At 45.8% G+C, this 18,466-nt stretch carries 18 protein-coding genes, 2 tRNA genes and 2 pseudogenes; 7 read left to right on the top strand and 15 right to left on the bottom strand.

From position 1 onward, the window contains the following. The 3 genes and pseudogenes from FGT79_RS31415 to FGT79_RS28035 all read right to left on the bottom strand — a co-directional run. Nucleotides 1-1,646 (bottom strand): annotated as a pseudogene (locus FGT79_RS31415) (hypothetical protein); the annotation flags it as partial. A 21-nt stretch (nucleotides 1,647-1,667) separates the two neighbouring features. Further along, the gene (locus FGT79_RS31420) at nucleotides 1,668-1,841 is read right to left on the bottom strand and encodes a hypothetical protein (RefSeq protein WP_171056488.1); all 174 of its coding nucleotides are present in this window, start codon (nucleotides 1,839-1,841) and stop codon (nucleotides 1,668-1,670) included. Nucleotides 1,842-2,073: 232 nt separating this feature from the next. Further along, nucleotides 2,074-3,225: an HD domain-containing phosphohydrolase gene (locus FGT79_RS28035; RefSeq protein WP_138756141.1), complete on the bottom strand. Its 1,152-nt coding sequence runs from the start codon at nucleotides 3,223-3,225 to the stop codon at nucleotides 2,074-2,076. Between the two features lie 180 nt (nucleotides 3,226-3,405). Between FGT79_RS28035 and FGT79_RS28040 the strand changes: the two genes are divergently transcribed. From FGT79_RS28040 to FGT79_RS28065, 6 genes and pseudogenes are all read left to right on the top strand, one after another. Continuing rightward, nucleotides 3,406-3,482: transfer RNA gene (locus FGT79_RS28040), tRNA-Arg, on the top strand. A 797-nt stretch (nucleotides 3,483-4,279) separates the two neighbouring features. Continuing rightward, a complete protein-coding gene (locus tag FGT79_RS28045) occupies nucleotides 4,280-4,543 on the top strand; it encodes a hypothetical protein (RefSeq protein ID WP_138756142.1) in 264 nt (87 codons plus the stop codon). A 397-nt stretch (nucleotides 4,544-4,940) separates the two neighbouring features. Further along, entirely contained in the window at nucleotides 4,941-5,360 is a 420-nt protein-coding gene (locus FGT79_RS28050) for a YhjD family protein (protein WP_138756143.1), read from the top strand. Nucleotides 5,361-5,765: 405 nt separating this feature from the next. Beyond that, nucleotides 5,766-6,326 (top strand): annotated as a pseudogene (locus tag FGT79_RS28055) (TerD family protein); the annotation flags it as partial. A gap of 51 nt (nucleotides 6,327-6,377) precedes the next feature. After that, nucleotides 6,378-7,187, top strand: a complete 810-nt coding sequence (locus FGT79_RS28060; RefSeq protein WP_138756145.1) for an AIM24 family protein — start codon at nucleotides 6,378-6,380, stop codon at nucleotides 7,185-7,187. Nucleotides 7,188-7,385: 198 nt separating this feature from the next. Beyond that, nucleotides 7,386-7,721, top strand: a complete 336-nt coding sequence (locus FGT79_RS28065) for a hypothetical protein (RefSeq protein ID WP_212758647.1) — start codon at nucleotides 7,386-7,388, stop codon at nucleotides 7,719-7,721. A 67-nt stretch (nucleotides 7,722-7,788) separates the two neighbouring features. On the opposite strand, the gene FGT79_RS28070 is transcribed toward FGT79_RS28065, so the two are convergent. Beyond that, a complete protein-coding gene (locus FGT79_RS28070; RefSeq protein ID WP_171056489.1) occupies nucleotides 7,789-8,268 on the bottom strand; it encodes an FtsW/RodA/SpoVE family cell cycle protein in 480 nt (159 codons plus the stop codon). 134 nt (nucleotides 8,269-8,402) lie between these two features. On the opposite strand from FGT79_RS28070, the gene FGT79_RS28075 reads away from it, so the two are divergent. Then, the gene (locus tag FGT79_RS28075) at nucleotides 8,403-8,762 is read left to right on the top strand and encodes a DUF4870 domain-containing protein (protein ID WP_138756147.1); all 360 of its coding nucleotides are present in this window, start codon (nucleotides 8,403-8,405) and stop codon (nucleotides 8,760-8,762) included. A 54-nt stretch (nucleotides 8,763-8,816) separates the two neighbouring features. Here the strand turns inward: FGT79_RS28075 and FGT79_RS28080 are convergent, their stop codons facing one another. The 11 genes from FGT79_RS28080 to FGT79_RS28125 all read right to left on the bottom strand — a co-directional run bounded on the left by FGT79_RS28080 (nucleotide 8,817) and on the right by FGT79_RS28125 (nucleotide 18,339). Continuing rightward, nucleotides 8,817-9,875 carry a hypothetical protein gene (locus tag FGT79_RS28080; RefSeq protein ID WP_138756148.1) on the bottom strand — a complete coding sequence of 353 codons (1,059 nt, stop codon included), beginning with the start codon at nucleotides 9,873-9,875 and terminating at the stop codon, nucleotides 8,817-8,819. A gap of 145 nt (nucleotides 9,876-10,020) precedes the next feature. Beyond that, a complete protein-coding gene (locus FGT79_RS28085; RefSeq protein WP_138756149.1) occupies nucleotides 10,021-10,170 on the bottom strand; it encodes a small acid-soluble spore protein P in 150 nt (49 codons plus the stop codon). A gap of 48 nt (nucleotides 10,171-10,218) precedes the next feature. Continuing rightward, the gene (locus FGT79_RS31425) at nucleotides 10,219-10,395 is read right to left on the bottom strand and encodes a hypothetical protein (RefSeq protein WP_171056490.1); all 177 of its coding nucleotides are present in this window, start codon (nucleotides 10,393-10,395) and stop codon (nucleotides 10,219-10,221) included. A gap of 15 nt (nucleotides 10,396-10,410) precedes the next feature. Then, nucleotides 10,411-10,758 (bottom strand): hypothetical protein, encoded by a 348-nt coding sequence (locus FGT79_RS28090; protein ID WP_138756150.1) that lies wholly within the window; start codon nucleotides 10,756-10,758, stop codon nucleotides 10,411-10,413. A 126-nt stretch (nucleotides 10,759-10,884) separates the two neighbouring features. Next, a tRNA-Ser gene (locus tag FGT79_RS28095) sits at nucleotides 10,885-10,973 on the bottom strand. An 84-nt stretch (nucleotides 10,974-11,057) separates the two neighbouring features. Further along, nucleotides 11,058-12,344: a serine--tRNA ligase gene (gene serS, locus FGT79_RS28100; protein WP_138756151.1), complete on the bottom strand. Its 1,287-nt coding sequence runs from the start codon at nucleotides 12,342-12,344 to the stop codon at nucleotides 11,058-11,060. Between the two features lie 51 nt (nucleotides 12,345-12,395). Further along, entirely contained in the window at nucleotides 12,396-12,980 is a 585-nt protein-coding gene (gene pdxT, locus FGT79_RS28105; RefSeq protein ID WP_138756152.1) for a pyridoxal 5'-phosphate synthase glutaminase subunit PdxT, read from the bottom strand. 77 nt (nucleotides 12,981-13,057) lie between these two features. Continuing rightward, entirely contained in the window at nucleotides 13,058-13,939 is an 882-nt protein-coding gene (gene pdxS, locus FGT79_RS28110) for a pyridoxal 5'-phosphate synthase lyase subunit PdxS (protein WP_138756153.1), read from the bottom strand. Nucleotides 13,940-14,067: 128 nt separating this feature from the next. After that, nucleotides 14,068-15,366, bottom strand: coding sequence for a D-alanyl-D-alanine carboxypeptidase family protein (locus tag FGT79_RS28115; protein WP_246096665.1), 1,299 nt, complete (start codon nucleotides 15,364-15,366; stop codon nucleotides 14,068-14,070). A 176-nt stretch (nucleotides 15,367-15,542) separates the two neighbouring features. After that, nucleotides 15,543-17,000: an IMP dehydrogenase gene (guaB, locus tag FGT79_RS28120; RefSeq protein WP_138756154.1), complete on the bottom strand. Its 1,458-nt coding sequence runs from the start codon at nucleotides 16,998-17,000 to the stop codon at nucleotides 15,543-15,545. Nucleotides 17,001-17,145: 145 nt separating this feature from the next. Beyond that, a complete protein-coding gene (locus tag FGT79_RS28125; RefSeq protein ID WP_246096666.1) occupies nucleotides 17,146-18,339 on the bottom strand; it encodes a GNAT family N-acetyltransferase in 1,194 nt (397 codons plus the stop codon). Nucleotides 18,340-18,466 lie beyond the last annotated feature (127 nt).

The following is an 18,466-nucleotide window of genomic DNA, read 5'->3' on the forward strand; positions in this document are numbered from 1 at the left end:
ACTCCCGTGGCTCCTGTCGCACCGGTCACTCCTGCTCCTGTTGCACCTGTAACCCCAGTGGCTCCTGTTCCGCCAGTTGCTCCTGCTGTGCCCGTTGCTCCCGTTGCCCCGGTTACTCCTGCTCCTGTCGCACCTGTCGCCCCCGTTGCTCCAGCTGCTGCAAGCAACGTGTAATCAAGCGAAGAACCTGGCGTTCCTACAGGTGATGGTGTATTTACAACATAAGTGCTTCCGTTATACGTAACGACCTGACCAACTTGATATCCAGGTGCAGCAAGCGGGTCATAAGCCACAATGCCTTCAAGACCAGCACCTGTAGCACCTGTGGCTCCTGTAGCACCTAAAGTACCCGTCGCTCCTGTTACCCCAGTAGCCCCCGTTGCTCCAACTGCTGCAAGCAACGTGTAATCAAGCGAAGAACCTGGCGTTCCTACAGGTGATGGTGTATTTACGACATAAGTGCTTCCGTTATACGTAACGACCTGACCAACTTGATATCCAGGTGCGGCAAGCGGGTCATAAGCCACAATGCCTTCAAGACCAGCACCTGTAGCACCCGTGGCTCCTGTAGCACCTAAAGCACCAGTTGCTCCCGTTACTCCTGCTCCGGTTGCTCCTGTTGCCCCTGTCGATCCAGTAGCCCCAGCTCCTGCAAGCAAAGTGTAATCAAGTGAAGAGCCTGGCGTTCCTACAGGTGATGGTGTATTTACAACATAAGTGCTTCCGTTATACGTAACAACCTGACCTACCTGATAACCCGGCGCAGCTAAGGGATCATAGACAACTACGCCGTCTAGTCCAGCACCAGTGGCTCCTGTGGCACCAGTCGCTCCTGTTACCCCAGTAGCTCCAGCTACTCCGGCTCCTGTTGCCCCGGTCGCTCCCGTTGCTCCAGCTGCTGCAAGCAGCGTATAATCCGGTGAACTGCCCGGCGTTCCAGTAGGAGACGTCGTATTCACTACGTACGTACTGCCGTTATATGTCACAACTTGACCCGTTTGATAACCAGGCGCTGCCAATGGATCAAATACAACTACACCCTCTAAGCCCACGCCAGTTGCTCCAGTCGCTCCCGTTGGACCTGACGACCCTGCAGTTCCTGCCCCTGTTGCTCCTGTTGCTCCTGTTGCTCCCTTTGATGCAAGCAGCGTATAGTATGGCGAGATATCCGGATCACCACTAGGAGGTGCGCTGTTCACCACATAGGTACTGCCGTTAAAAGTCACCACTTGCCCAACTTGATAGCCCGGTTCCGCAAGCGGATTAAACGATACCACACCATTTAATCCGGTACCTGTTGCCCCTCTTTGCCCCGGAGCACCTTGAGCGCCTGCAGGTCCTGCTGCACCAGCAGCCCCCGCTTCGCCTGCATAGCCTCTGTATCCTCGATAGCCTCTTGGTCCTCGTTTTCCGTTATGGCAAGGCTTTGGCTTCGGTTTTGGCTTTGGATGCGGTTTGGGATGCGGCTTTGGATTTGGGTTAGGACAATCTAAGCAATCTAGTGCTTTGTTCAAAATATGAATAGAATCCTTTACATCTTTCTGAGCGCTTTGAAGCCGATTTCTACGTGTAAGCCTCTTTGCTTTCTTCAGCTCAATAATAGCTAAATTTAATTTTCGTAGGCAGCCCGCCCGAAAATTCGTCACTCTTACACACCTCCGTTATAGTCAAGCCTGATACTTCTTGTTCCTACTTTTATACACAATATAGCCGCATGAGGAGACCGCGTCTTGGATTTGCTGCTTCGCATGGCTTAAACGTTTTGTTTTAATTAGGGCTCTCGCTGATTGCAGCTTTCGAATCGCCTCAGTCAGCTTTCGCGCTTGAACCTTCTTGTTCATAGACGTTTACTCACCCTCTCTGTTCATTTGATGAACACCTAGCCTTTAACCGCCATTTACAATAGCTAAATCAGTCTATGTCCAAAACTGTTTTCGAACACGGTAAATACCCATTCCCTCAACATAATTACAAGCAAATCCGAATACTGGCTAATTAATTTGATGGCAAGCTTCTATTTTCAACGCAAAAAAAGACCTCAAAAGATTTCTCCTTCGGGGTCATTCTCCCTAGCTATTCCGTTTCCAGATGGTCATTAAAGCGATCCTTCACTTCAAGAATTAGCGGTAGCTGTTCCAAAAACACATCCACTACACGCGGGTCGAAATGCCGTCCACGTTCCTCATTAATTAATTCTAAAATTCGCTCCAGTGGCCATGCTTCTTTATATACTCTAGAGCTCCCCAGCGCATCGAATACGTCTGCAAGAGCTGTAATTCGCCCATAGATGTGAATATGTTCGCCTGCAAGACCTTGCGGATAACCCGTTCCATTCCATTTCTCATGGTGCTGCCAAGCTACAGTAGCCGCTGCCTGAAGCAGCTGCCTTTTTGAATTGCGCAGCAAACGGTAGCCAATATCGGCATGTTCCTTCATTTTCTCGAACTCGTCAGCAGTAAGCTTCCCGGGCTTTTGCAATATCGCGTCTGGAATGGCTACCTTCCCTATATCATGCATAGGCGATGCACTTCGCAGCATGCTCGCCTCTGACTCGCTCATTCCAAGGCCGATGGCCAATATATACGAATAATGGGCAACACGATTCACATGATTTCCAGTTTCCTTCGAGCGACCCTCGCCAATTTGCCCCATTGCAAGTATAATTTCTTTCTGCGTCTCAATGATTTCTTCATGCAGCATAATAGACTCAAGCGATTTTCCTGAATAAGCTGCTGCGAGAGCAAGATACTCCATATCTAAAGCGGAGAATGTTTGCTTCTCTGTAAGCTTATTAATAGCTTGATACGCTCCAATGACCTCTCCCTGGTTATTGCAGAAAGGAATCGTCATAATAGATTTCGTTACGTACCCTGTCTTTTGATCATTATCCGAATTGTGCCTAGGGTCATTATAGGCGTCGTCAATAAAAATAGGCTGACCCTTACTGATCGCACTCCCTACCAGTCCGCTTCCATAAGGAATCCTAATTTCACCTACACCATGCGCGACCACTGTGAACAATTCATTGCGCACCGCATCGATTAGCCACACTGTACAGCGATCGGCAACGACCATTTCCCGACCCATATTAGCCATTAAAACAAGCACGGCTTCCAGTTTTTTTTCATTGGCTATTTTTGCTGTATATTCAAAAATAACTTTTAGCATCTGTTCGGGTGAAAGATCTAATTTATAGGAATTGGACTCAGGTAGATACTCATCCATGTAAGAATTTCCTCCAGCCGTTCATGTTCTTTATCCTTTTATCTATTCGCTCTCCTATACTTTAATCCTGCTATACATATCGATTTTACGACTTTATTCGACAAATAAAAACGTCACATGAAATTAATGGTCTTATTCTTGATTCCTTAAAAGATCACATGCTATAATTAATTTTGCTGCGCGTCCGTAGCTCATCCGGATAGAGCAAACGTTTCCTAAACGTTAGGTGGGAGGTTCGAGCCCTCTCGGGCGCGCCAACGCAGTTAAATCGCGGTGTTACAGCGTTTCTATGTACGTATAGGCAATCGTAAGGCCTAACGTTTATAGACGGTAACTATCGCTCATATATTTACGCGACCTCCTATAAATTTTTGTAGGAGGTTTTTCGTTGTGGACTTCTACGTAATGGAATCCAAATCCCCTCTGCCCGTTACGGCTAACGGTCCTGCTTCGACCAACTTCGGTGCCCTCTTCTTCATCTAATATCATGGAGTAATAATTGTTCGTGACAGGTAATTCCGTCTTGTCCGGACTCATTGCGAAGTCGAAAGCTTCACTGAATAAAGGTTCACCGAGTATTGCCGCGACTTCCTCAGGTTTTTTGTCTGCAACGTCACTTGCATTAACATATGACTCCATACCTGAAACACTATATACGACATGCGTACTTACAAGCACATTATCATAGTTATGACCACATGCAGTTAACAACGTAAACGCAGCTAGCGCAACTATTATCTTTTCATTAAAAAGTTCCCCTATTATGTATATAACAAGCTATGTTCAATTTCACGAATAATGAAAATTAGTACAATAATATCGAAAACGATGTACGTTATAGTGAATGAGTTCTGGCATAAGATGTAAGCAGCAGTACTGGACAGGATGGACACGAAGGTGCTTACAATTGCAGAATTATGAGATGCGAAGCCCGCTAAATTCGGTGGATTTTTGATTTTCAATATATGGGTGGGTGTTTATAATATTAGGTAACTAGAATTGATTTCAGCAGTGTTTAGACGGAGCATACTATACATACGGAGGCGTTATTCTAATGGAAATCAAAAGTGAGGTTAAAGAAGGCGACAAAACGGCTGAATGGCGAGCGCGCAGCAACGCAGAAATTGAGAAGGCCGAAGAAAAGTCTACTATAAATACCTTCAATATCGTTGGTACTTTAATTGTGATTTTGGGTATTGTTATCGGCTTAGCTACAAGCTGGTCCGTAATGCTCACAAACGTCTCTTTAGGAATTATTATTATCGGAATTGGAGAAATACTTCGATATCTCAATAAAATTGCAAACAAAGCTAAATAAGAGCCACCAATAAACGCAAAAAAGGGCGCAACCGCAATCGGAATCTCTCTGCTAATAGTCGCGCCTTTCTTGCGTTGTTACATCTTTTGCCCGCTAACTCTCTGCAATTCGTCCGCCAGCCGTTTAAACTTGTTTACTCACGCAAATTACAGTAAAACTACGTTAACGTACGGTGGTCGCGTACACTATGAGTCTACGTCTGTATGTTCGGTATAGGCACCGCAAGGCCTACCGGGTAATTACGTTACGAGCCATTGCTTTAATTATGAAGCCCTTTATTAGGGACATCAAAAACTTCTACGATAAAATCGCAGAAGTTTTTTTGTATCATCCATAAGACAACGCTGTTGACTTAGGAACGTTTGTTCCCCTATAATGTGCATGAGGTGATTTACGAATGGCCATGCCGTTATTGAACTTAAACAATGTCAGCCTCTACTGCCCGCCTGATGCCGAGGAGATACTGCTTATTGAACGATCCATCCTTCTGCCTCTGGCACTTGCCGCAGTTGAACGGAATCGACTGGATTTGGACCGGAGGGCCCGCTCCTTACGCGCGATCTTTGCCAAAGCAGCTGATCTGATTATCGCCCAAATGAAAACAGACCTTATATGGAATACCAAGCTGCTGATTTCCATGGGCATTACCGTCTGTATCGTTAGTACTCTGGATGGTAAGCTAAGCTATCGGTACAATTTCCGCGGTTTTGAACAGCAAGTAGACTGGACGAGCGAGTACATACGCAATGAAATTAATAAACTGATTTCCGCTTATAATGCGGCGATCTTCTCCAAAGATGTCCATTCTTCTCATTAGACTATAGACAACAACAAACCTTCGAAGACTCTTTAAGCCAACGAGTCTTTTTTGTTTCTTCTCTCCTACTCCTGACGCTATAATCTTCCATAACAATCTGATATACTACAAATAGTTTCATATCCTTCTACAAAAGAGACAATATTCACCAAGTTACGCTAACCATAACAATTCTTTTAAACTTATATTGAGGAGGCAATTAACATGGGTATTGAGTTTAACTCAGGAAGACCATCTAATGTGCTTGGAGGCCAAGGCGGTATTCAGCAAGGTGGCATTCAACAGGGAGGCATTCAAGGCGGTATTCAACAAGGTGGTATCCAAGGCGGCATTCAAGGCGGGCAAGCAAACAATCCGTTTGGCGCACCTCCTGCTCCTCAAGCCAGCTCTGGAGGCGGACTTGTCCTTGCTAAAGGACAGAAACTGGATTTGACCAAAACAAATGCAGGACTGGATTTCCTGAAGGTGGGACTCGGCTGGGATACTAACCAGCTGCAAGGACAGAACTATGACCTGGATGCTGAAGTATTCTTGCTTGGACAAACCAATACCGTACCCACTTCCAGCCATATCGTATTCTACAACAACTTGGTTAGTCCTGACGGTTCTACTCGGTACAAGGGGGATAATCGTGACGGTCAAGGCAGCGGCGACGATGAATCAGTGGAGATTCAGCTTTCAAGAGTATCTCTCGATATTCAGAAAATCGCTTTTACGGTAACGATTGATGAGGCTATTCGTAAAAATCAGAATTTTGGACAAGTGTCCAATGCCTATATACGTATCGTCAATCAAGCAACTGGTGCTGAGATTTGCAGGTTCGATCTCTCAGAAGATTACTCAACATCCATTTCCATTCTGGCAGGAGAAGTATACCGTCACGGGAACGAATGGAAGTTCAATGCCATTGGGACAGGCTTGTCGCTTGATCTTGCCGGTATTTGTGCCCATTACGGCGCTATGTAACAAACAATTCACCATTAATTCTTCTAACAAATATATGGGGGTATAGCCTACATGCCGTTTCAATTTCAAGTCGAGCGCGAATTGTTTCTGAAGGCTGAGGGACAAGGACAGTTCTTTGCCAAAAAAGGATCAATGGTAGCCGATCAAGCTTATAACAGCAAATTCAAATATTCCAAACGGTTGCTCGGAACAAACTCTGGAAATATCGTTGGTCAAGTTATTAATCACGGTATGCGTAGAGTAACCGGGGAGAACCTTGAGATCATGGAGGTAGAAGGACAAGGCATCGTATACCTTGCTGACGAGAACTCACATGTTACAATTATTAATCTTGAGCAAGGCGGTGCTTGGCAGAGCGTAAGCGTCGAGAGCGAGGATCTGCTTGCCTTCACAGAAACTTGTCATTATGGCGTAACCATTATCGGTAGTGGAATCATCTCTCAGCGCGGCTTGTTTACATCCAAGCTCTCCTACAACGGGCATGGTGCGCAGGTTGCCATTAAGACAAAAGGAAATCCACTTGTTCTACAAGGGCCTTGCCGCGTAGATCCTGATGCGATTGTCGCTTGGACGGGTCCGTCTCCGAAAGTGAAACTCGACGTGAACTGGAAAACGCTAATTGGTCAAACATCTGGTGAATCCTACATGTATGAATTTAGCGACCCTAACCAAGTTGTTATCCTTCAGCCTTACGAGCGAGAGAGCGGAGTGAAATTCGGTATCGATGACAAACGCTACCAGCCTCAAGAGCAGAGCAGCGCTTTCGGCAACACGTTTGGTGGGAATCAAGGACATGGTCAAGGCAATGTACAGGACAACAACAGCGGACTCGGCGGAATTATTGGCAAGTTTCTGAAATAGAACATATATCTGGATCGAACAGACCCTGCCCGTCGGCAGGGTCTATTCAAATCCATACTGCTCCATAGAGATAAACGGGCTTGAAACATTGTAACCTAGCCCTGTTGTTTGACGTAAGAAGTACAAACCAATTTCACGAAGCCATTCGGTCTCTAAAAGGCGCAGCTCACTGTAATCACCATTCTAGGAGGTATAGGTATGAAAGCCGCAGGCACCCTGCTACTTGTTACCGCAATTATAGAGGGAATATTAGGCATTCCCTTACTTGGTGGCACAATCGTTCTGCTATCTGGTTATTCTGTACTATTCGCAACGCTTGTGCTGCACATTATTACACTTATTCTGTGTACCCAGCATAATAAGCGTATCGCAGGAAGTATATTAGGCATCGTAACATCCGTCCTAGCAGGGATTCCTGTTCTAGGAATGATCCTTCATTTGACGACAGCCGCCTTTCTCTTCTATGCCGCGTCCAAAAAGGATCATCATCACCCACAGCATCCACCATATCCTCCCGCACCAGGAAGTTTTTAAGCAAAAAGATATCCGTTCGTGGTTACCATTACGAGCGGATATCCTTTTTTAATTTATAATAAAAGGATTAAATCTGAGCTTTCTGATGCAAGCGGCTCACCATGTTTCTCCTCCGATAAACACTTAGAATGATCCCCAATGCCATTAATTCGATTATGCCATTAGCTCCTCCATATGAGATGAGCGGCATTCCAATCGACAGCACAGGCAGTAGTCCAACAGACATAAATATGCTCCACACGAATTGAAAACCAATGATGGCGGACAAGCCGATCGTAAGCGCCTTTGCATAGGAATCGTTTAGCTTACTTGCAACAATGATCACTTTGCTGATCAGCAGTGTGGCTATAACGAACATACCTATGCCAAATGCCCAGCCTAGACTATAAATCAAATACGTAAAGATCGATTCACTTTGTATGTAAGGAAGTCTATGATTAGGCACACCAAAGCCTCGTCCCCACATTCCTGCAGAGCGGATCGCATCTATGATGCTTACCCTTACGTAATCAGCACCTTCCGGATCATCTATTTGGAAGAATGACAAAGATAACTCCGCTTTTACAATGCTTCTTGTCTATTTCAAGTAAAAGTCATGAAACTTTGCACATTTTTCTGTTATGCTAGCGTATAAGTACATAAAGCAATTCAATAGACACTTACCAAATTAGGAGGAAACACATGATGCAACAATCTTTTGGGCTCCAAAAAGAAGAGAAGACGTACGGCATGCTGGCACATTTGCTCGCGTTCAGCGGAATCATCATTCCATTAGGTAACATTATTGGCCCGCTCGTGATCTGGCTTTTGAAGAAAGATCAGTCCAGCTACGTCGACATGCAAGGTAAAGAATCACTAAACTTCCAGATCAGCAATATGATTTATTCCATCGTATCAGGCCTACTCATTTTCGTTATTATTGGTTTTGTTACAACACCATTATTGTTCATATTCTGGCTCGTATTTACTATTATCGCTAGCATTCGTGCTTCCGAGGGCAATGGCTACCGCTATCCCCTAACGATCCGCTTCTTCAAATAAGCAGAAAATAAGCAGCCTCTGGATAGCCAGGGGCTGCTTATTTGTGTGGTCTTATTACAGTCCAGTCGGCAGCTGGAACATCTTAGTCAGCTCATCCAACGAAATCGCATCTGCCGGAATTTCGTTCTCGAACTTAGGCGCCTTGTTAATGTCGGAATACACAACATCGAAATGGATACCAAGCTTCATGCTTTGGCCGCTTTCTTTGTCCAATGCAGCAACATCCAGCTTACCTGCTTGGTAAGAGATATAGCCGTCAGTGATTCCAGCCGTCACCTTAGCCGTATTGATTTTGACATCATTTTTAAGAGTATTCAAAATTTCATCTTTGTTCTTCTCCAGATCTGTCTTGAAGCCTTCAATATCTGCCTTCTCCAGCTGTAGGGTTTTCAGCGAATCCTCGTTCGCCAGCAGGATGTCCAGCACCTCAGGCAGCACTTGATTAACGATGGTGTCTACCGTTTGAGGATAGTTGCTTTCATTGATTTCGATTGCAATCACCTGATCCACTTTCAGATCAGCCGGCAAACCAGCATCCGCTGCTTTAGGCTCGCTAAAGTAGGTTTTCTCATCAAAGTGCTTCAGAAACACCTCTCCAAGCTCCTTGCCTAGCTTCTGCTGCGTTGCCACATCCAATTCAGCAACGCCCTGCTGCTCAGCCAGCTCCTTCAAATCGACTTTAATGAACTTGCCTGTAATCGTCTCAGGCAAAGGCAGCATCGGAATTTGTGGAACCTTTATATACAGTGCTTCCTTTGTCACAATCATTGGAACGGTCAACTTCATCTGCATATCGCCAGGGATGACAACTTCCATATCCATATCGATACGCATAGGATCCTTCTGATACACAGCATTAACCGTGATGGACGCATCCTTGATCATACCGACGATTGCTGCTGTTGCAGCCGCATCGCCCTGGGTAGCCACGTCCTGCGGCACCTCAAGCTCATCCAAACCGAATGACATTTTTATAGCATATGAGTCCGCCTCTGAAGTCTTGGTCATAGCCGCTTGCAATGCTTCCTTCGGTGGCTTACCCGCGCTGCAGCCCGCAATAACGACCAAAATAACGGCAAGCAATAGCACCGCTATTTTTTGTACTTTCTTCATGTAAAATGTTCCTCCCCTATCTTTTTATGAGCACCTCCATTCTATACTAAAAAGCCTGCTTTTAGAAGTTGTATCCAAAAAATCCCGTTTCGATTAATCGAAACAGGACATTTGGTCTATTTTAATTCAGGACCACAGTCTCGCATTAGCCCTGCGGGTTATTATGGTCGACATGGTTCCGCTGTTTTGTTTTTTTCGAACCAGATAATGGCTCTTGCTGTCCGCCACCGCTTTGCTTTTGCTTATTGCCTTGAGAATTAGCTTCTGGAACCGGTATACTGTCTGGCTTTGACAAATAAATCGCCTCCTATATCAGAACACGCTTATTAGCGGCAGCTGATTATTAATCCTTCTGATGCTCCAAGTCTGTTTTGTGATCATGATTCAATGCATCTTGATGCCGACGGTCATTCTTATCCTGCTGCAGCTGCTGCGCTTGATGGCTATTTACCGCCTCCACATCAAGTGCGTCCACGACATTGGATAAGTTTTTGTCCGCAGTTCCATTTACTCTCGTCATCGGCTGCTCGCTCCTCTATACATGCGTCAAGCGCTGCAGCGCTTGCGCACATTCATGCAAATGTCTGGTATAGTCTTGTATGAGCTCCTGAATCATTTCGCCACGTTCATCTACGGATACTTTGTCCCTCTCTACATCAACAAGCTCTACCCTTACCTCGCGGCTGTCTACATACGTGACTTTGAAGTCGAAGGAGTACATTTGATGTCCCGCGGTGTCGATCGTTACACGCAACGACTTCGAATCCGCCTCATCTGGCAGAATTCTACACCGGTCAGCGCTGTTCAGCGTCTCCGGTAAGGTTTGCCGCCAAGCATCTGCCAGGTTTTCCTGGTTCATTTGCAGCTCATCTGATTTACCCATTAATAAAGCACCTCCACACCGTATAACATGCGAAGAGCCGCTCTATTTTATACGAATACAACCATAACAAAAAAAGCCCAAACGCTTTCGCGTCTGGACTTGTTCATAGTCATCTTAGAAAAATAATGGAGGAGAGAGTGGGACTCGAACCCACGTGGGCTTGCACCCTAACAGTTTTCAAGACTGCCCCGTTATGACCGCTTCGGTACCTCTCCATGCATGCAATTGTCACAAGAAATATAATACCACAGGTCAAAATATAAATGCAACTATATTTTGACGCTGCGGCAAAATAAATTTTAAAGCGACGCTGCTTCTATCGTGCTGATGCCACCCATATAAGGACGCAGCACTTCAGGAATCGCAACCGAACCATCGGCTTGCTGGAAGTTCTCGATAATAGCGGCAAACGTACGCCCTACAGCGAGGCCCGATCCATTCAATGTATGAACAAACTCCGGCTTGCTTTTCGTATCTCTACGAAACCTTATACCAGCACGGCGAGCTTGGAAATCCTCTACATTTGAACAGGAGGAAATCTCACGGTATGTGCCCGCACTAGGCAGCCAAACCTCTAAATCATACGTCTTTGCAGCTGTGAAGCCCATATCACCTGTACACAGGGTTAGAACGCGATATGGCAAATTCAGCAGCTGTAGTACCTTCTCTGCGTTTGCTGTCATCTTCTCAAGCTCATCGTAGGAGTCCTCAGGTTTTGACAGCTTGATTAGCTCCACCTTATTGAATTGATGCTGACGGATCAAGCCTCGCGTATCACGCCCAGCAGAACCAGCCTCTGAGCGGAAGCAAGAGCTATATGCCACGTAATATTTCGGAAGTTCATCCGCAGTTAATATTTCTTCGCGGTGAAGATTCGTTACAGGAACCTCAGCAGTCGGAATAAGGAAATAATCAGAATCTGAGATTTTGAACAGATCCTCTTCAAACTTTGGAAGCTGTCCTGTACCGATCAAGCTGTCGCGATTCACGATATAAGGAGGCAGTACCTCTTCATAGCCATGCTTATCGCTGTGCAAATCCATCATAAAGCTAATCAGAGCACGTTCTAAGCGTGCTCCTAGACCTCTGTAGAACGTAAAACGCGAGCCCGTTACCTTCGCTGCCCGTTCGAAGTCCAATATACCGAGCGATTGCGCTACTTCCCAGTGAGGTTTTGGCTCAAAAGCAAAGCTAGGTACTTCGCCATGCTTGCGAATTTCTACATTGTCTTCCTCTGATTTGCCGATAGGTACGCTCTCGCTTGGAATGTTCGGTATAGCCTGCGTAAGCTCCACCACCTGCACTTCAAGCACTCGAAGCTCGTCATCAAGCTCTTTAATACGATCGCCTACTTCTCTCATCTCAACGATGAGCGCCTCCGCATCCTCGCCTGAGCGTTTGAGCTTGGCAACCTCTTGTGAGACCGTATTGCGACGGCTTTTCAAGTTTTCCGTTTCTTGAATAAGATCACGGCGCTTCGTATCAAGCACAGGAAAAGCCGCAATGAGATCCAGCGAAGCTCCGCGATTGCGAAGTGCTGTTTCTACCTTTTCAAATTCATTTCTTAACAATTTAACGTCCAGCAATTTCCAAAGCCCCTCTCTGAAGGGAGTGATTTTATATTATTTCCGTAAAGATTACTCTTTGCCTGCAGAAGCTTCCTTCACCATGTCGACAAAGTAAGCATGCAGCCTGAAATCATCGGTAAGCTCGGGGTGATAGGAAACGGCAAGCAGATGTCCCTGTCTCGCAGTTACGATCTCATCCTTGTACGTAGAGAGCACCTCTACGTCTGAACCAACCTCTTTGATCAGCGGTGCACGGATAAAGACGGCGCGAACAGGCTCATCAATACCTTTCACCACCAAATCCGTCTCGAAGCTTTCCTGCTGACGGCCAAATGCGTTTCTGGCCACTGTCATGTCCATCAGCCTCAAGTGTGCATCCGATTGTCCTTCAATCTGATCAGCCAATACAATAAGACCCGCACAAGTTCCGAATAACGGCTTGCCTTGTGCTGAGAACTCCGCAATGGCCTCCATAAAACCATATTTACGCATAAGGTTGCCGATTGTCGTGCTCTCTCCGCCAGGTATAACAAGTCCTTGCAGCTCATCAAGCTGTTCAACCCGCTTAACGGCGACCGCCTCTGCGCCCGCCGATTCCAAGCTGCGTATATGCTCTGCCACGGCGCCTTGAAGCGCCAATACGCCTATCTTCATCGCTCTAATCGCCTTCCTTTAAGGGCAAGGGCCGGCAGCGCGATTCGCGCAAAGCCGGCACCTGCCTATTACATCTATTAGATACCGCGGTCTTGCATGCGTTCCGAAGAGTTAAGTTTGGAAATTTCGATACCCTTCATCGCAGCACCCAAGTTTTTCGATACTTCAGCAATTAGCTTATAATCCTGATAATGAGTCGTCGCTTCAACGATTGCACGAGCGAATTTCTCTGGGTTCTCCGATGTGAAGATACCGGAACCAACGAATACGCCGTCTGCTCCAAGATGCATCATCAAAGCTGCATCAGATGGTGTAGCTACTCCGCCTGCTGCGAAGTTAACGACTGGAAGCTTGCCCGTCTCATGTACGTTAAGCAGCAGATCATACGCTACGCCAAGAAGCTTCGCTTCATGATAAAGCTCGTCCTTAGACAATCCTTGGATTTTGCGAATTTGACCATTAATCAAGCGAAGGTGGCGAACAGCCTCAACGATATTGCCTGTTCCTGGCTCACCCTTCGTACGAAGCATAGCTGCTCCTTCTTGAATACGGCGCAAAGCTTCTCCAAGATCTTTCGCTCCGCATACGAATGGAATGGTAAATTCATTCTTACTGATGTGGAACACTTCATCTGCTGGCGTAAGTACTTCACTCTCATCGATATAGTCAACGCCCATAGACTCGAGCACTTTAGCTTCTACATAATGACCGATACGAGCCTTTGCCATAACAGGAATAGAAACGACCTTCATCACTTCTTCTACAATCGTCGGATCAGCCATACGAGCTACTCCGCCTGCTGCACGAATTTCGGAAGGGACGCGCTCAAGCGCCATTACTGCTGTTGCCCCTGCTGCTTCTGCTACTTTCGCTTGCTCGGCGCTCATAACGTCCATAATGACGCCGCCTTTTTGCATTTCTGCCATGCCGCGTTTTACGCGCGATGTACCTGTTTCCATGCTTCAAATCCTCCTATTTTCATCCAATAAAGTGTATATTACCGCAGTTGTTCTAACCATTGATTTTACAGGAAGCAAGATTAATCGACAAGCCTTGATTTACTATATTTCCTTGTTTGTTACTCGGATTAGAACAAATTTACGATTCCGTTAAACAAACCGGCGAAAAAATCTCCAATTGCGCGGAACATGAGGCGGAACCAGCCTGCCTTCTCGCCTTCTTCTGTCGTAATCAAATTAACCGTTTTATTCAATTCTTGCTTTGTTTCCGCATCCGTGTACTTATAAGTTACAGTGCCAACAACCGTACCTGTAGCAATAGGAGCGACTAGCTCAGACTCCGCTTTCACAGTGCTATCAACGATCTCGATTTTAGGCTCTGTGCCCTTCTTCACCATGAATGTAATATCTTTGTCAGTGACGACAGGCAGCGTCTTCTTCTTGCCCTTCTTAATCTTAACCGTTTGTACGGTTTCTACCACGGATTTAGGCGGAAGCACCGTCTTTTTCTCAAAAGTACTGAAACCGTAGTTATACATCTTCGCCGTCTCGTTGAAACGCGCAGATTTCGTAGCCGTATCCATTACAACGCTTATAAAGCGCTGCTCGCCTTGTTTCACTGTACCAGTGAAGTTGTAGCCAGCCGCATTAATAAACCCAGTTTTCATACCGTCTACGCCTTCATAGGCCAAATGCTTGAGTCCAGGTTGGCTGGTGTTAGTTCCAAGCATCCAGTTGATATTCACAATCGGATTCTTATCACGTTCACGGAACTTGTACTCCTGAAGCTTCGAATAATCAAGAAATTCAGGATGCTCGCTCAAAATAATTTGAGCCAGCTTGGCCATTTCAGCTGCGGAAATAACCGTTGTCTCTGATAAACCCGTTGCGCTAGTAAAAATAGCTGTTTTCAGCCCAAGCTTCTCAGCCATTTCATTCATTTTGACAACAAAGCCTTGTTCACTGCCTGCGATTTGTGAGGCTAGCGCAATCGTTGCATCATTAGCAGAACCGACTGCCATCGCTTTATATAAATCTCTAACCGTATGTTGATCGCCTTGTGCTAGAAATACAGATGAACCATCTGGAGGCGTAGAGGCTGCTTCCGCGCTTGTCGTGACGACCTCATCCCAGCTTAAATGCTCATTCGAAATTTCCTCAAGTACGATATATTCCGTCATTAACTTGGTCATGCTAGCCGCAGGAAGCGGTTCCTCCGAATTTACCTCATACAATACTTGACCGGAATCCGCATCAATTAGAATAGCTGCTTTGACTTGTAAGCCTAAAGTATTCTCCGTACTGGGCCTGCCTTGATATCCATTCGCCATCACTACCGCAGAACCAAGCGACAGCATGAGCATCCAACTTGCCACACTTGCAGCGATGACTGACTTTAACCTAACCGGTCTTACTATTTCCTTCAACGTCGTCTCCCCTTTTCCCACTTGGTTTGTCCGTTGTTAATTGTAACATATCGAAGCCCAACAGTTAAACCTATACAAGACCTATGTCACATGAGTAATCCCTCATAAAAAAAACAAGAATCAGCGATACAATCGCCTCTCCTTGTCTTGGTTCAATGCTATGAAACGGGTTTAACTTATAGTGAATAGTTAGGAGCTTCTTTCGTAATTTGTACATCATGCGGATGGCTCTCACGAAGACCTGATCCTGTAATGCGTACAAATTGTGTATCATTCTTAAGCTCGTCCAGTGATGATGTACCGCAATAACCCATACCTGAACGTAAGCCACCAAGCAACTGATGAACGGTATCCGCGAGCGGCCCTTTGTAAGGAACGCGGCCCTCGATACCCTCCGGAACAAGCTTGTTCTCGTTCTCTTGGAAATAACGATCCTTACTGCCTTCCTTCATCGCGCCAAGGGAACCCATACCGCGGTATACCTTAAAACTGCGACCTTGGAAAATTTCCGTTTCGCCTGGGCTCTCCGCTGTACCTGCGAACAAGCTGCCAACCATAATCGCGCTCGCACCCGATGCGATAGCTTTCGTGATGTCACCAGAATACTTAATGCCGCCATCAGCGATAACCGGAATATTATATTCACGTGCCACTGATGCGCAATCGTAGATTGCTGTAATCTGTGGAACACCGATTCCCGCAATCACGCGAGTCGTACAGATAGAGCCTGGACCAATGCCGACTTTAACGACCGAAGCTCCTGCTTCTATGAGATCGCGTGTAGCATCGCCTGTTGCAACGTTGCCTGCGATAATCGTAAGATCTGGGTAAGTAGCACGGATCTTGCGAACCGCATCCAGAATGTTAATGTGGTGTCCATGAGCTGAATCTACTACAAGTACGTCAATTCCTGATTGAACCAACGCTTCAGCACGATCCATTGTATCCTTCGAAATACCTACTGCTGCTCCGCAAAGCAGACGTCCATGCTGATCCTTAGCCGCATTAGGGAATTGGATCGCTTTCTCGATATCTTTAATGGTTATAAGTCCTTTAAGCGTGTTGGACTCATCAATAAGCGGCAGCTTCTCAATCTTATGCTTCTGAAGCAGTACTTCCGCTTCCTGCAATGTCGTACCAACAGGCGCAGTTACCAGATTGTCACGTGTCATGACTTCGTTGATTTTGATGGAATAATCATGAACGAAACGCAAATCACGATTTGTCAGTATACCAACAAGCTTCTTGTCTTGATCAACAATCGGCACACCTGAGATACGATATTTGCCCATTAATTCTTCTGCATCATACACATGGTGATCAGGCGTAAGCGAAAAAGGATTAGTAATTACACCGCTCTCCGAACGTTTTACACGGTCTACTTCCTCCGCTTGCTGTGCAATCGACATATTCTTATGAATAATGCCAATGCCGCCTTCACGAGCTATTGCAATCGCCAAGGCAGATTCTGTAACGGTGTCCATACTTGCGCTGATGAGCGGAATGTTTAGCTTAATGTTCTCGCTTAATCGAATCGAGATGTCAACTTCCCTAGGTAGCACTTCTGATTTGCGCGGAATAAGCAGGACGTCGTCAAACGTTAGCCCTTCTTTGGCGAATTTTGTTTCCCACACGAGTATGTTCCTCCCTTATTTTAAGTACGTCTCACATATATTATTAGCAATATTAGCAGAGGGGGTATAGGCTGTCAAGGCTGATGAATAGCTTTGTTACAACCATCTCCTATGTGTTTCGAAAGATTGGATTACAGCCATTTCTTTAGAAAAAGTCTGGTAAATACGTAGTTCGTTCGGGAATGCGAGCTTGTAAGCGGTTAATAGGATCTACTTCGCCTTCGATTCTTCCGAATTCAGCTAGCTTATCTGGACGCTGATACCCCAGAAGCATCGTTGTAAGTGCGCCAATATCCATATTTATCGTGTTTGGATTGCATTGATTTTCAGCTAAACGCTTAAAAAAAGCTTTCCCCGTCGGATCAATACGAAGTTCATATACACCTTTATTCCAAGGTGCCTTATCATCTTGCAGCTGGATTGTCATAGAATCCTCTGAAGCGTGAGCAGTAAATGCATATTGTGAGATGAAGTTCTCAGCGTCCACAATACGTGCCATGAAGTACGGAATCACCTCTTGCTTAATCCTTGGGTTGGATAGCAGGAACGGCAGCTGATCATCCGAAGGAACAGTAATGGTCAGCTCATTAATCATGGAGTCATGCTGCGAAATGAATGACCATAACGCTGTTCTTGCTGCTTCATCCAAGTAAATAAGCTCATGTACCGACAAACGGCTGTTCTTCACCTCATAGATGACATAACCTCGCGCTTCTCCACTTTTGTCGTAATACAGACCAATCTGACCCGGCTTCCGTTTAGAAATTCGATATGTCCACCATAGCTCCGTTCGCACTAACGTCCCATTATAACGGGATGCATATGTCTCATACAGGTTAGAGAGCAGTCGATAGTCGCCTTTAAAACGTTCAATGCGCCCTTCATATGCAGCCCTTGCCGGCAATAGCTCCTTCTGAATCGTGTAAGACTTATATTCGGTATAGGTTTCCCAACCAAACTTTCGATAGAAACCAAACGCAAAAGGATGCAAATACGAAATAACCTGTCCCTTTTCTTTCATATCTTGCAGCGCTTGAACGATGATTTGTGCAACAAGACCTTGTCTTCTATACTCAGGCCAAGTAGCAACGCCTGCAAGGCCGCCCATATTGAACACTCGACCGCCTATATACGTTTGCAGTTCCAGTACCGTAGCCTGAGCAGCCAATTGTTGCTCTACAAATGCAGCATATCTAGTCGCTGGCTCTTCAATATACTGCTGTCTTGATTCCTGAAGCTGTTCTGCCGTTCTCTCATACTGAAAAGCAAATTGCGATAATAGCATATTTTCATCAAAATGCTCCAAGCCCACCGTCTTAATTTCAATTTCCTTGGCCACGTCATACCGCCTCCTTTTTCATCTATTTTTATTTTAACGCATATACAACAAAAAAACCTATCGCATCACATGCGATAGGTCTCTCGTGCTTGGCGACGTCCTACTCTCCCAAGACCCTGCGGTCTAA

Source organism: Paenibacillus sinopodophylli (genome assembly GCF_005930355.1).
In the GTDB taxonomy this organism is placed as follows: Bacteria; Bacillota; Bacilli; order Paenibacillales; family Paenibacillaceae; genus Pristimantibacillus; species Pristimantibacillus sinopodophylli.

What these genes read in the sequence shown, in the direction of transcription:
- FGT79_RS31420 (WP_171056488.1), bottom strand. Translation starts at nt 1,841, where the DNA reads ATGAACAAGAAGGTTCAAGCGCGAAAGCTGACTGAGGCGATTCGAAAG.
- FGT79_RS28035 (WP_138756141.1), bottom strand. Translation starts at nt 3,225, where the DNA reads ATGGATGAGTATCTACCTGAGTCCAATTCCTATAAATTAGATCTTTCA.
- FGT79_RS28045 (WP_138756142.1), top strand. Translation starts at nt 4,280, where the DNA reads ATGGAAATCAAAAGTGAGGTTAAAGAAGGCGACAAAACGGCTGAATGG.
- FGT79_RS28050 (WP_138756143.1), top strand. Translation starts at nt 4,941, where the DNA reads ATGGCCATGCCGTTATTGAACTTAAACAATGTCAGCCTCTACTGCCCG.
- FGT79_RS28060 (WP_138756145.1), top strand. Translation starts at nt 6,378, where the DNA reads ATGCCGTTTCAATTTCAAGTCGAGCGCGAATTGTTTCTGAAGGCTGAG.
- FGT79_RS28065 (WP_212758647.1), top strand. Translation starts at nt 7,386, where the DNA reads ATGAAAGCCGCAGGCACCCTGCTACTTGTTACCGCAATTATAGAGGGA.
- FGT79_RS28075 (WP_138756147.1), top strand. Translation starts at nt 8,403, where the DNA reads ATGATGCAACAATCTTTTGGGCTCCAAAAAGAAGAGAAGACGTACGGC.
- FGT79_RS28080 (WP_138756148.1), bottom strand. Translation starts at nt 9,875, where the DNA reads ATGAAGAAAGTACAAAAAATAGCGGTGCTATTGCTTGCCGTTATTTTG.
- FGT79_RS31425 (WP_171056490.1), bottom strand. Translation starts at nt 10,395, where the DNA reads ATGACGAGAGTAAATGGAACTGCGGACAAAAACTTATCCAATGTCGTG.
- FGT79_RS28090 (WP_138756150.1), bottom strand. Translation starts at nt 10,758, where the DNA reads ATGGGTAAATCAGATGAGCTGCAAATGAACCAGGAAAACCTGGCAGAT.
- pdxT (WP_138756152.1), bottom strand. Translation starts at nt 12,980, where the DNA reads ATGAAGATAGGCGTATTGGCGCTTCAAGGCGCCGTGGCAGAGCATATA.
- pdxS (WP_138756153.1), bottom strand. Translation starts at nt 13,939, where the DNA reads ATGGAAACAGGTACATCGCGCGTAAAACGCGGCATGGCAGAAATGCAA.